This is a genomic window from Protofrankia sp. CiP1_Cm_nod4 (assembly GCF_982290645.1).
On record NZ_CEVIVC010000061.1, the window covers coordinates 10,103 to 21,612 of the forward strand.

The 11,510-nt window shown below is 73.1% G+C and carries 9 protein-coding genes; 6 read left to right on the forward strand and 3 right to left on the reverse strand.

Features of this window, described 5'->3' with window-relative positions:
* Positions 1 to 72 precede the first annotated feature (72 nt).
* Positions 73 to 606, reverse strand: coding sequence for a PGPGW domain-containing protein (locus tag AC5LSR_RS13345; RefSeq protein WP_250282652.1), 534 nt, complete (start codon positions 604 to 606; stop codon positions 73 to 75).
* 387 nt (positions 607 to 993) lie between these two features.
* On the opposite strand from AC5LSR_RS13345, the gene AC5LSR_RS13350 reads away from it, so the two are divergent.
* From AC5LSR_RS13350 to fabI, 4 genes are all read left to right on the forward strand, one after another.
* Positions 994 to 1,476, forward strand: a complete 483-nt coding sequence (locus AC5LSR_RS13350) for a cation:proton antiporter regulatory subunit (RefSeq protein ID WP_250282650.1) — start codon at positions 994 to 996, stop codon at positions 1,474 to 1,476.
* A gap of 121 nt (positions 1,477 to 1,597) precedes the next feature.
* The gene (locus tag AC5LSR_RS13355) at positions 1,598 to 2,746 is read left to right on the forward strand and encodes a cation:proton antiporter (RefSeq protein WP_250282679.1); all 1,149 of its coding nucleotides are present in this window, start codon (positions 1,598 to 1,600) and stop codon (positions 2,744 to 2,746) included.
* A gap of 334 nt (positions 2,747 to 3,080) precedes the next feature.
* Positions 3,081 to 4,325, forward strand: coding sequence for a Na+/H+ antiporter NhaA (gene nhaA / locus AC5LSR_RS13360; RefSeq protein WP_250282648.1), 1,245 nt, complete (start codon positions 3,081 to 3,083; stop codon positions 4,323 to 4,325).
* Between the two features lie 344 nt (positions 4,326 to 4,669).
* Complete coding sequence (gene fabI / locus AC5LSR_RS13365; RefSeq protein ID WP_250282646.1) at positions 4,670 to 5,443, forward strand: enoyl-ACP reductase FabI; 774 nt, start codon at positions 4,670 to 4,672, stop codon at positions 5,441 to 5,443.
* Positions 5,444 to 5,550: 107 nt separating this feature from the next.
* On the opposite strand, the gene AC5LSR_RS13370 is transcribed toward fabI, so the two are convergent.
* Together AC5LSR_RS13370 and AC5LSR_RS13375 are read right to left on the reverse strand one after the other, a co-directional pair.
* The gene (locus AC5LSR_RS13370; RefSeq protein ID WP_493465049.1) at positions 5,551 to 8,163 is read right to left on the reverse strand and encodes a thiamine pyrophosphate-dependent enzyme; all 2,613 of its coding nucleotides are present in this window, start codon (positions 8,161 to 8,163) and stop codon (positions 5,551 to 5,553) included.
* 339 nt (positions 8,164 to 8,502) lie between these two features.
* Entirely contained in the window at positions 8,503 to 8,871 is a 369-nt protein-coding gene (locus AC5LSR_RS13375; RefSeq protein ID WP_250290767.1) for a DUF167 domain-containing protein, read from the reverse strand.
* Positions 8,872 to 9,122: 251 nt separating this feature from the next.
* Here AC5LSR_RS13375 and fabG point away from each other — a divergent pair, with 251 nt between their 5' ends.
* On the forward strand, positions 9,123 to 9,839 hold the full coding sequence (gene fabG, locus AC5LSR_RS13380; protein ID WP_250286461.1) for a 3-oxoacyl-ACP reductase FabG: 717 nt from the start codon (positions 9,123 to 9,125) through the stop codon (positions 9,837 to 9,839).
* Between the two features lie 458 nt (positions 9,840 to 10,297).
* On the forward strand, positions 10,298 to 11,510 hold a 1,213-nt coding region (locus AC5LSR_RS13385), incomplete at its 3' end, for a ferrochelatase (RefSeq protein ID WP_493468519.1).

The window sequence follows — 11,510 nt, forward strand, 5'->3', positions numbered from 1 at the left end:
GAGGGCAGACGGGCCGAGGGCAGACGGGCCGCGGAGGACGCCCGGTTCGGGGATCTGCCGGTCCGGTGGCGGCTATTCGTCGGTGGAGGAGGTCGGGGGCGCGCCTGGGGGAGCGGAGGTGGACGAGGAGGCGGCGGAGACGCGCCTGTGGTCTTCCTCCTCCTTGAGGTCGAGCAGTTCGGCGGGGGTCGGCTCGCCGGCGTCACGGGCCTGTTTGGCCTGCCACAGGCTGAACAGGATGGTGGAAAGGATCACCAGGCCGCCGAAGACCAGGCTGCCGCCCGTCCACGGCGAGGAGAACGGCAGCGTCTCCACGGCGATCCAGGCGATGCCCACCGCGACCATCCCGAGCCCGAACAGGATCGTGAACGCCGACGACCACACGCTCGCCGCCGCCTGGTCGGCGAGGTCGGCGGCCCTGCGCCGGGCCTGCTCGAACTGCCGGCGGGCCCACTCGTACTCCAGGCTCAGGACGAAGAATCCCAGCGCGATGATGAGGAAGCCCGGGCCGGGCAGGGCGAGCAGGGCCACGCCCAGCCCCAGCACGGCCACGCCGACCGCGCTCACCACGATCCGGCGGATGATGCGAGCACTCCTGTTCAGCACCGCGGCACCGCCTTCCGGTAAATCCCTCGCGAACCCTCGCGGGCCGCTGTCCGGCCTCGCCGTGGCCCATCCGCGTCCGGCCGGGGATGGGCAGGGCGCTCCCGTCACGGTATCCGGGGAGTGCTTCTGCCCGCTGTCGACCGGCTGACCGTCCGTCCGGCGGGCCGCCCGAGCCGCCCGGGCGGGTGTACGGCTCCGGGCTTGTCGGCCCGGGCTGGCGGGGCCGTTGGGTATGTTTAGATGATGAGAGGGCCGATGCGTCAGAGGTGGGCCCTGCGGTTTGGGCCCCGCGGTTTTGGTCACTGATCTGATCACCGATTTCCGGTCAGCAGAATTTCGATCTTTTGTGAGCCCGGCGTCCATGCCGGGTTCACCGGAGGGGTCGCAGTGGACGTGGAGGAGACCACGCTCCCGGGCATCGGGTTGCGGCACGACTTCCGTACCCGCAGCGGACGGCGGGTCGGCGTGGTGTCGCATCATGGCGGCCGGCGTGAGCTCGTGATCTACGACACCGATGACATGGACACCTGCAGTGAGTCGATCCCGCTGACCGCGGAGGAGAGCGACGCCCTGGCGGAGCTGCTGGGCGCCCCGCACATCGTCGAGCGGCTGAACAACCTCGGCAAGGCCTTCGCGGGCATCGTCGGGGAGCAGATCAAAATCACTCCCGGCTCCCCCTACGACGGGCAGCCGCTGGGGGATACCCATGCCCGGACGAGGACCGGGGCGTCCATCGTCGCCGTCGTCCGGGACCAGCAGGTGATCGCCTCCCCGCGCCCGGACTTCGGTTTCGTCGCCGGTGACGTCGTCGTGGTGGTCGGTACGCCGGAGAACACGGCTGCCGTTGCCGAACTGTTCCGCGTCGGTTGATCGCGATCTTGGCCGCTGGTGCGGCACTGCCGAGGAGCACTGACACGGCACTGGCGGAGAGCCGCCCGTGGACATAGCCGCGACCTTCCTCGAACTGGGCGCGGTCCTGTTCACCCTCGGGATGCTCGGCCACTGTGCCACCGCCGTGGGTATCTCCCCGATCCCGTTCTACCTGCTGGGCGGGCTCGCCTTCGGGCACGGAGGGCTGTTCCCGCTGGGCGCCAGCGAGGAGTTCATCGAGGTCGGCGCCGAGATCGGGGTCGTCCTGCTGCTGCTGACGCTCGGCCTGGAGTACACGGCGCAGGAACTGATCGACGGCCTGCGCCGGCAGGCGCCCACGGGCGCGCTCGACCTGACACTCAACGCCCTGCCCGGTGTGGCCGCCGCGTTCCTGCTCGGCTGGGAGCCGCTGGCCGCGCTCGTCCTGGGCGGGGTCACCGCCATCTCGTCCTCCGGGATCATTGCCAAGGTCCTCGCCGATCTGGGACGGATCGGTAACCGTGAGACGCCCGTGGTGCTGTCCGTGCTCGTCCTCGAGGACCTCGCCATGGCGGTGTACCTGCCTATCCTCACCGCACTGCTGGCCCACCAGACGCTCGCCCAGGGGTCGGTCACGCTGCTGGTCGCGCTGGGCGCGCTGGTCTTCGTCCTGGTCCTGGCACTGCGGTACGGCCGGCAGGTCAGCCGGCTGGTCCACAACCCGGACGCGGACCCCAACAGCGAGATCCTGCTGCTGCGCCTGATGGGGCTGGCCCTGCTCGTGGCCGGCGCCGCCCAGCAGGTCCGGGTCTCCGCCGCGGTCGGGGCGTTCCTGGTCGGCATCGCCGTGTCGGGGCCGGTGGCCGAGGGCGCGCGGGAGGTGCTCACCCCGCTGCGGGACCTCTTCGCCGCGGTGTTCTTCGTCTTCTTCGGCCTGCAGACGGAACCCGCCGAGATCCCCGGGGTGTTTCTTCCCGCCTTGCTGCTGGCGCTTGCCGGGGTGGCGACGAAGGTGTTCACCGGCTGGTGGGCGGCGCGCAAGGCCGGGATCGGGACGATGGGCCGTTACCGGGCCGGGGCCGCGCTGGTCGCGCGAGGCGAGTTCTCGATCGTCATCGCGGGCCTGGCGGTCGTGGCCGGCATCGAGCCGGAGCTCGGCCCGTTCGCCGCCTGCTATGTACTGATCATGGCGATTCTCGGCCCGGTGGCCGCGCGCGTTGTCGAACCGGTCGTCCGCAGGACGACCAGGCGCCTGCGCAGGAAGACCGTGACGAGCCCGTCGGGTGGCTGAACCAGCCAGCACGGCACGGCCCCGGCCGGGCACACCGCACCCGGCCGGGCGGTGCGGCGGCCGCACCGCACCGCACCGCTGAGCGATGGCCGCCGGGGCCACGGCCGGGGAATCCCGCCCGCGACGGATCCCGCGCCGGACGGGAACGTCATGACCGGGAAATCCGCGGCTTGTTGTGCCACGATGGCGGTACTGGCCAGCAGCGCCCAGCGCTGGTCGACACGTCACCACTCGAACTGATCGAACCACTCGAACTGATCGAACCGCTCAACAGGTGTGCCGGGAAGTCTGGTCGGCGTCCGACGTCGGCTGCTCCTGGAAGGACCTCCCGCTGGTGCGCACCCGAACGGCGGCTGACGCGCGGGCCGCGGTCGCCGGACGTGTCAGCCAGGCGCTGTCCGCCCGTGGCGCGTTCACCGAGTTCCTGCGCCGGGAGACCACCGGCGGGCTCCTGCTGCTGGCCGCCACCGCGCTCGCCCTGCTGTGGGCCAACCTCGCCGGTGGCAGCTACCACGACGTGTGGCGGGCCGACCTGGGTTTCGGCCCGTCCTGGCTACGCCTGACGCACCTGACCGCCGGGGCCTGGGTGGCCGACGGGCTGCTCGCGGTGTTCTTCTTCGTCGCCGGTCTCGAGCTCAAACGCGAACTGGTCGTCGGGGAGCTGGCGGGCCGCCGGGCCGCCGCGCTGCCGGTCGCCGCCGCCGTCGGCGGCATGATCGTTCCGGCGCTGGTGTTCCTCGCGGTCAGCCGGGGCGCGCCGGGGGCGGCGGGCGGCTGGGCGATCCCCGTAGCCACCGACATCGCCTTCGCGCTCGGCGTGCTGTCCCTGACGGGGGCGAACGTGCCCACCGCGCTGCGGGTGCTGCTGCTCAGCCTCGCCGTCGTCGACGACCTCGGCGGCATCGTCCTGATCGCCGTCCTGTTCACCCGGGGGCTCGCGCCGCTCTGGCTGCTGGCGGCCGTCGTGCTGGCGGCCGGGTACGCCTGCGCGCAGTGGCGGCGCTGGCGCTCCCCGGCGCTGTACGTGCCGCTGGCGCTGGCACTGTGGGTGTGCGTGCACGCCTCCGGGGTGCACGCGACCGTCGCCGGCATCGCGCTCGCCCTGCTCACCCGGGTGCGTCCTGACCCGGGCGAGCGGGCCGCGCCCGCGCTGCGCCTGGAGCACCGGCTGCACCCGTTCTCGGCCGGTCTCGTGGTCCCGCTGTTCGCGCTCGCCGCGACCGGGGTACCGGTGACGGGGACGGCACTGCTCGCCGTGGCCGAGGATCCGGTCGCCCAGGGTGTGGTCGCCGGGCTCGTCGTCGGCAAGGCCGCCGGCATCGTCGGCGGGGCCTGGCTGGCGGTGCGGGCCGGGGTGGCGCGGCTGCCGGCCGGCCTTGGCTGGCGCACGGTGGCGCCGGTCGGGCTGCTCGGCGGCATCGGCTTCACCGTGAGCCTGCTGATGTCCCGGCTCGCCCTCGACGACGCTGTTGCCCAGCGGCGCGCGGCCACCGCCGTGCTCGTCGCGTCGACGCTCGCCGGCGTGCTCGCGGTGCTCCTCCTGCGGTTGTCCGGGGCCGGCCGGGCGCGGGCGCAGTGACCGCGGTCCGGCTGTCCTGATTCGTAAGCCGCCCGGCTTGCCCCCATTTGGGGTGATGCCGAAGGCATCCGAGATACTGACCCGGGCGATGCGGTTCGGGCGGATGCGGCCCGGGCGGATGCGGCCCGGAGGATACGGCCGGGCTGGCTCGCCCGGGCCGGCGTCCTCGGCCCGCCGCTTTGATGAGCGCCTTCCCGGTGTGACGCAGGTGCGCCGGGTGTACCGGGTGTACCGGAGTGTGCCGGCCGGCGTGTTTTTGTCGGTGCGCCGGCACTGCGAGGGGGGTGGCTTTGTCGGTGTGCCGCCTCGCCAGCGCCGGCCGATGTTTGGCAGGATGCGGGCCTGTGAGCGGACTCCTCGCAGGTAAGCGCATCCTTGTCACCGGCGTTCTGACGGACGCGTCCATTGCTTTCGGCGTTGCCCGTATCGCGCAGGAACAGGGCGCGACCGTGGTGCTCAGCGGTTTCGGCCGGGGCCTGTCACTGACCCGGCGGATCGCCCGGCGGCTGCCCACCGAGGCCGCCGTGATCGAGCTGGACGTGACTGACGAAACACATCTGGGCACGCTGTCCGACCGGGTTCTCGAGCACACCGACGGGCTGGACGGCGTCCTGCACGCGATCGGTTTCGCGCCCGAGTCGGTGCTCGGCGGGAAGCCCTTCGTGGACGCCCCCTGGCCGGAGGTGGCGACCGCGGTGCAGATCTCGACCTGGTCGCTGGCCGCGCTGTGCCGGGCGACGCTGCCGCTGTTCGGCGAGCGGGCCTCGGTCGTGGGGCTCGACTTCGACGCGAGCGTGGCCTGGCCCTCCTACGACTGGATGGGGGTGGCCAAGGCCGGCCTGGAATCCGCCACCCGCTATCTCGCCCGAGACCTCGGGCCGCGCGGGGTGCGGGTCAACCTGGTCGCGGCGGGGCCGCTGCGCACCATGGCCGCCAAGAGCATCCCCGGTTTCGAGCGGTTCGAGGGTGTCTGGGACGAGCGCGCGCCGCTCGGCTGGAACATCCAGGACACCGAGCCGACGGCCCGGGCCTGCGTGGCGCTGCTGTCGGACTGGTTCCCCGCCACCACCGGAGAGATCATCCACGTGGACGGCGGCGTGCACGCGATCGGGACCTGACCCGCCACCAGGGCCCGCGAGGCCTCGCCGAGCGGACGAGCGGGTGCCTGGTGTTCGCCCCGACCGTCCATCCTAATTGTTACTATGAGTAATTTCGTGGGATGGCTTTACGCCGGGTAGCCCTCGACCTCGTCCAGCAGGTCGAGGGCCGCGCCGACGATCGTCGCCACGTCGACCGGCACCATCATGCCCGCGCCGAGGGTGGAGACGGGATCGCCGTGGACGCCGGCGAGGAACCCCAGCGCACGCGGGTCCCCGTCGGCCACGGTGACCAGCGGGCTGCGCCGGTCGGTGGGGAAGAGCTCGTCGAGGATCGACACGTCACCCGGCAGCAGGCCGCGGCGGGCCTGCAGGGCGCGCCAGACCAGGTCGGGGGAGGTCAGGCAGACGACGGCGACACCGCGGCCCAGCCCCGCGCCGAGCTCGTCGGCGGCGGCGAGGACGTCGGCCATGACGGAGCCGGCCCCGACCAGGGTCACCGCCGGCCCGGATCCGATACCGGCCCGGTTGTCGGGCTCGCTGCCGATCCTGTTGTCGGGTCCGTCGACGGGTCTCCCCCCAGACCTGGCGACGAGCTCGCCCTCGAGCCCGTCGCCGGGCTTGCCGTCGGGCGCGTTGCCGGGCTTGCCGCCGGCGCCGGTTGTGCCGTCGCGTAGCCGGTAACCGCCCGCGAGCACCCCGGCGCGCCGCCGGGCCCGCCCCTCGGCGTCGGCGGGCACCGCGGCCAGCGCCTGCTCGACCGGGCGGGCCGAGACCCGCAGCAGCGCCGACCGGCCGTCCGGACGTCCGAGCCGGCCGATCGCGTCCAGCGTGCACCAGGCGAGATCCTGGGCAAAGGCCGGCTCCCAGCAGATCATGTCGGATTCGGGTCGCCCGCCGCCGCTGGCGACGGGTCGCGCGGGATCGGTGACGACGACTAGGACGAACCACGCATCACTATCCGTGTCGGCATACCGGTGCGCCAGCACCCGTCCGGCGGTCGCGTCGCCGGTCACGCCGACCGGGAGCAGGGGATGGCCGAGCTGGTTCCAGGCCCGGCCCAGCCCGCCGAGCAGCCCTGCCAGCACGCCGGGGAAGGCCGGCTCGGCCAGCTGCCCGCCGGCGCGCCGGCGCGGCTCCCCGGGCGCGGCGGCCCGCGACGGCGACCATGTGCCGACAGCGTCGCGCCATCCGGCCAGCGCGGTGGCGGTTTCCGGGGTGGTGGCGGTGACGATGCCGGCGGCGACCCGCGGCTGGACGTCGGCGAGATCGCGCATGACGGCGCCGAAGGCGGCCAGCGTGCTGACCCGTCCGAGGTAGGAGCGCGCCGGCTCGGACGGGACCGGCGGCGGGCTCGCCCGCGTGACCGATTTCGCCGCCAGCCGCCGTCGGACGAGGCGCGCGAGGCGGGCGGCGGCGCTGCCCGCGGGCAGCCCGGCCCACTCGTCAACGTCGGATCGCGCTGTCCGTTCGGCCGGGCCCGCGTCGACGTGTACGAACAGGACGGTGGGCCGGTGCGGGTCGACCTCGTCGAAGGCGTCCACGAGCAGGGGCAGGTCGTTGCCGCCGACGTCACGCAGAGCAGCGGCGATCTCGTCGTCGGACAGCTCGTCGAGCAGCCGGGTGATGCCGGCTCCGGACGCCCCGGGCCCGGCGAGGCGTCGGCGCAGCTCCGCCCCTGACGAGCGCAGCAGCTCCTGGAACTCGGCGCGGCCCATCCCGTCGAGCCGACGGCGCAGCGCCTGCCCGCCCGGCCTGCCGAACAGGGCGGACAGCGTCCGTCCATAACTGACAGTGAGTACCTGCCAGTTGGCGGCGGCGAAGAGACGCGCCTGGTCGGTGACACCCGCCTCGGCGGCGATAGCCGCGCCCGGATGAGCAGGGACCGTGACCACCCACACCAGCTCGCCCAGGCGGCGCACCCGCGGATCGGTGACCGGCTCCCACACCGTGCCGTCGAACAGCTCGGTGTGGTCGAGCAGGCAGATCTGCCGTCCGGGTGCCCCCGCGGCGACCGTCGTGGCGGCGCCGGCATGCTCACCGGTACCGGTCGGCGCGGCGGCACCGGCATGCCCGATGATCTCGTCTGGTGCGGTGATGCCGGGATGGTCGGCGACATACCGCGTGGCGAGGGCGTCCCAGGCCGTCACCGCTGGTCCGGAGCGTGCGGTCACGGTCACGCCGACCAGGCCCGGCGGCCACGGCAGGCGCTCTGCCGCCGCCGGGCCTCCGGAAGCGGGCCGCGGCTGAGCTCCGGGCGGGCCGGCTGGGCCGGAGCCGGGGGGAGCAAGCAGGCGGTGGACGGCGTCCAGCAGCGGGAACGCGGCCGGGGGCACCCGGAGCTGGTCACCCGCACGCAGCGCGTCGAACCACAGAACGGTGATCAGGCTTGCCAGGGAACGCGTGGCGGTGCGCAGAGCGGCAACGCCGCCGACACCGCCGCCGCCGACATCGCCGACGGCCGGCCCGCCGGGCGGCGCCGCGTCCGCGATGTCGTCGATCAGCGCGGCGGCCAGGCCGCGCAGCCGTCGCTCGATGTCGATGAGGGCCGGCAGGTCGAGGGGCTCGACAGTGACGGGGGCGGGCAGGAGGCTGTCGGCGCGTGCGGGCGTGACCGGTGCGCCGGCCACCGGACCGGTCGTGGCGCCGGCCGCAGGACCGGTCACGGCGCCGGCCACGGACGCCTGCGGTGTCCGGAGCCGTCCGTGCACGGCAGCATGGGTCTCACCCGGCGCAAGCAACCTGGCCTCCGTCGACACGATCTGTCCCATATCCGGACGATGAGCCCCTGTCAAAGGTTGTGCTCCCGCGCCTCCGCCCGCCCCACCCGGCCGAAGGCCGCGCGATGATGTTTTCGTGGGGCTGGCGGCCGGTGGGTGGGGTGGTGGGCCGAAGGCCGCGCGATCATATCTTTTGTGGTGGTTTCCACCGGTTTATCTTCCGGGAATCCGGCCTGATGGGCGCGGGCGAACCGGGTCTCTGGGCGGCGGCGGACCCGGATTCGTCAGTCCATTAGGCGTCGGTCGGGTTTTCGCCGCGCACCTGATTTCCTCACTCCTCCTGTTTTCTTCATCCTTTCTTCATTTTTTCGGCGTGGTGGTGAGTTCGGCCAGGCGGCCGCGCAACGCGGATTCGGGCCGCCCGCCGATTTCAACGATCTTCATCCGGCTGGTGGCGCCCCTGACCAGCACGACCTCGCGGCGGCGCACGCCGAAGGCCGTTGCCAGCGCGCGCAACGCCGATTCGGTGGCCCGTCCGTCCACCGCCGGCGCGGTCACCCGGACGACGAGGGGTGCGGTGGCATCCGACGGGCCGCCGCCGGTAGGGTCGTCCGCCGCGGTGGGCTCCTCGGTCGAGGGCTCGCCCGAGGCTTCGGCCGCGGAGGCAGGGAAGCCGCCGCCGACCGAGGTCCGGGCCGAGCGGGGGCAGACTCTGATCGTCAGACGCACCGTTGCATCGTCCCGCGAAGCGCCCGGACGGGCGATCGGGTCCGGGTGGCCCGGGCTCGTCCCACTCAGGTGATCTTTGCCGGTGGCCTGGGGGCCGACCGGTGGAACGGGTGTTGCGGGGTCGTCCGGCCCAGGTGGCCCAGCGATGATCACGGGCTGGGTGCCCGGGCACCCTGAATGCAATGAGAATTCAGCGTGTCACCTTGGGTAATAACTCTGGAGCGTGCGATGCGGCAGCTAGCATCGATCCCATGGTGGACGGTGAGGGACGAGTAGCTCTTGTTACCGGCGGTAATCGAGGGATCGGCGCCGCGGTCGCGGCCGCGCTGGCCGCGAATGGTGACCGGGTGGCGGTCGCCAGCCGTGGCGGTGACGCGCCGGACGGTTTGTACGGCGTCCGCCTGGATGTCACCAGCGCGGAAGGCGTCGACAAGGCGTTCACCGAGGTGGAGGCGGAACTCGGGCCGGTAGAGATACTGGTGTCCAACGCCGGGATCGCCCGGGACACGCTTCTTCTCACCATGGGTGAGGACGCGTTCCAGGAGGTCCTCGACACCAACCTGCTGGGCGCCTACCGGGTGGCCAAGCGCGCGGCACGGCCCATGCTGCGCCTGCGACGCGGGCGTCTGATCTTCATCTCCTCGGTCTCGGCGTTGGTCGGTTCCCCCGGGCAGTCGAACTACGCCGCGTCCAAGGCCGGCCTGATCGGCTTCTCCCGCTCTCTCGCCCGGGAGCTCGCCCCCCGCGGTATCACCGCGAACGTGGTCGCCCCCGGCCCGATCCGCACGGACATGACCGACGCGCTCACCGACGCCCAGCGGGACAACCTGGTCAACCAGGTCCCGATCCGGCGGATGGGCGAGCCGGAGGACATCGCCGCCCTGGTCGCCTTCCTGGCCTCCCCCCAGGCCTCCTACATCACCGGCGCGGTGATCCCCGTCGACGGCGGCCTGAGCATGGGCCTCTAACTTGCCGGTCCGGTAGCGCGGATCTCATCCACGACCACTCGTACAGGCCATGATCCAGGCGATTTTGTCGTTGTGTACGCTTTTTGGCCGCAAAAGCGTACACAACGACAAAATTGTGCCGATCTTCTCCGGCGGCTGGCGCTCCTCGAAGCGTGCCACCGTTCGGGGGACACGTATGGTTACCCGGCCGGCGCTCTAGCCTGCCGCGCACACCGCACGGATCAGAGCGGACGGAGCGTTGGCGTGGCCTGTACGCTCGTTCATCCCGCGTTTCCGGCGTCACGGCTCCCATTCGCCGGCCCGGATCGCCGGTCAGGCCGGCCCGGATCGCGGGACTGGGCGGTGAGCCGGGCCGCGCGGCTCTTGCGGTGGCGCGTCCTCGGTTCGGGCCGGGGGCGGGGTGTGTTGTGCCCCGAGCGCAGGGGACGATGACGGACGTGTCGAGTGACAACCGGACCATGACCACGCCCGGGACCGTGACCGCGCCCGGGGGCACGGCCGGGAGCGTGACCGTGCCCGGGAGCGTGACCGCGGCCGGGACCGCGCCCGGCCGGACCGGGCCGGTGCCCGTCGACGCGTTGCTGCTGGTCTCCTTCGGGGGCCCGGAGTCGCCGTCCGACGTCATGCCGTTCCTGCGCAACGTCACCCGCGGGCGGGGCGTGCCGGACGAGCGGCTGGCCCAGGTCGCCGAGCAGTACCGCAGCCTCGGCGGCCGCAGCCCGATCAACGACCAGAACCGGGCGCTGCTGGCCGCGCTGCGGGCCGAGCTCGCGCCGCTGCCGGTCTACTGGGGCAACCGCAACTGGTCACCGTTCCTCGTCGACGCGCTCGAGGCGATGCGGCGGGACGGCGTCCGCCGGGCGGCCTGCTTCGTGACGTCCGCCTTCGCCTCCTACTCCGGCTGCCGCCAGTACCGTGAGGATCTTGCGAGGGCGCGGGCCCACCTCGGCCCGGACGCGCCGGAACTGATCAAGCTGAGGCAGTACTTCGACCATCCCGGTTTCGTCCTGCCCATGGTCGACCATGTCGTCGGCGAGCTGGCCACGATCCCGGCCGGGTCGCGGGCGCAGACGCGGCTGGTCTTCGTCGCACACTCGATCCCGCTCACGCAGGCGGCGGACAGCGGCCCGGACGGGGACGCCTACCCCCGGCAGCTGGCCGCCGCCGCCGAGGTGATCGTCGAGCGGGTGGCGCTGCGCACCGGCCGCCGTCACCCGCACGACCTGGTCTACGCCAGCCGCAGCGGCCCGCCGGGCGTGCCGTGGCTGGTGCCGGACGTCGGCGACCATCTGACGGCGCTCGGCTCGGCCGGGCGGGCCCAGGCGGTCGTGGTGGTGCCGGTCGGTTTCGTCAGCGACCACATGGAGGTTGTCCACGATCTCGACGTGGTGGCGGCGGAGCGGGCCCGGGAGGCCGGGCTGATCTTCCGCCGGGCGTCCACGGTGGGTGTCGACCCCCGGTTCGTCACCATGGTCCGGGAGCTTCTCGACGAGCGCAGGTACGGGCACCGCCCCCGGGCGGCGCTGAGTCCGCTGGGCCCCGGCCACGACGTGTGCCCGCTGTGGTGCTGCGCCCCGCGTGGGCCGGGCCGCCGGCTGCCGGCCGCCGCCGGCGTCCCCGCGGACGAGCGCCCCGACGCCCCTGGCCCCGACGTGTCTGGTTCCGACGCCC

Bases quoted from the DNA above. Each gene is read 5' to 3' on its own strand.
- AC5LSR_RS13355 (WP_250282679.1), top strand. From the start codon at position 1,598: ATGCTCGGCCACTGTGCCACCGCCGTGGGTATCTCCCCGATCCCGTTC.
- fabG (WP_250286461.1), top strand. From the start codon at position 9,123: ATGGTGGACGGTGAGGGACGAGTAGCTCTTGTTACCGGCGGTAATCGA.